The following is a 1,172-nucleotide window of genomic DNA, read 5'->3' on the forward strand; positions in this document are numbered from 1 at the left end:
CGAAGTCATAGCCGTGCATGTCGAAAGCAGTACCGTCGTTCTCTGGGTTGTTACTTTCGAGGTCGAGGTAATCGGGGATGCCGTCGTTATCAGTGTCTGGTGCTGGGTTCACTGTGCCTTGCAGGTTGTTTTGATCAACCATCAAGTCGCCATCGGCGTCGGCAAGACCCGCTTCCACCACATCTGGGATGGTGTCGTTATCTGAATCCAAATCCAGATCGTTCGCTACGCCATCATTGTCAGCATCCACTGCGAAGCCCGAACCTGATGCTGGTGTCAGCTTAATATCCGTCAGACGAATAGCCCCGTTGTAGAAGCTTGAGTCGACGTAGAAATCTGGCGTATCACCACTGTAAGTGGTTTCACGCAGCACATCATCGTTGCGACGGTAAGTAATGTTGCCGTTGTTCACTTCAATCGACAGCACATCCCCGACCGCAACACTGCCACTGCCAAAGTTGGTGATGTACGAACCGCTCTCATAGAGGTACAGATAGGAGTTAACAATGTAGAAGGCGTAATCAATGTCGGAGTAGTAGGCACCACTCTCAACGTTGCCCAAGCCAAACATGTTATTAGCACCCAATGAGACCACTTTGAAGTTCAAACGGTAGTTGTCGCTGTAACCGTATTCAGAGAATCGCGCTGAGTTCGCTTGGTAACGCCATGTACCGCCATTTGCAGACAGTTCACCGTTACTGAAGCTTGAACCATAGAGTACGGGCCAATCTACAATCTCAGCCTCAGTGCGAAGCTCTAGCTCGTCAGACAAACCATCGTTGTCACGGTCAATATCTGCGTTATCACCAATGCCGTCGTTGTCGGCGTCTTTGGTTTCTGTCGCGTCATTCGGGAAGACATCCGCGTTATCACCCACGCCATCACCGTCAGTGTCTTTGGTTTCAGACGCATCCTCAGGGAAGATATCCGCGTTATCACCCACACCGTCACCATCAGTGTCTTTGGTCTCACTGTCATCCGTTGGGAAGGCATCCGCATTGTCGCCCACACCATCACCGTCGGTGTCTGTGTCTTCGTTCGGATCAAACGGGAAGGCATCATAGATATCTAAGGTGCCGTCGTTATCGTCATCCTCGTCGTTTGGATTGGAGATACCGTCGCCATCAGAGTCTTCCGCGCGATCATCGACACCGTTGCCGTTAACGTCTGCA

General features: G+C 51.3%; 1 protein-coding gene. It reads right to left on the reverse strand.

Translation table 11 applies throughout. The features are described 5' to 3' along the window. The coding region (locus ATN88_RS16380; protein ID WP_198158399.1) for a thrombospondin type 3 repeat-containing protein at positions 1-1,172 on the reverse strand (1,172 nt) is incomplete at both ends.

Source organism: Enterovibrio coralii (genome assembly GCF_001559595.1).
Taxonomy (GTDB): domain Bacteria; phylum Pseudomonadota; class Gammaproteobacteria; order Enterobacterales; family Vibrionaceae; genus Enterovibrio; species Enterovibrio coralii.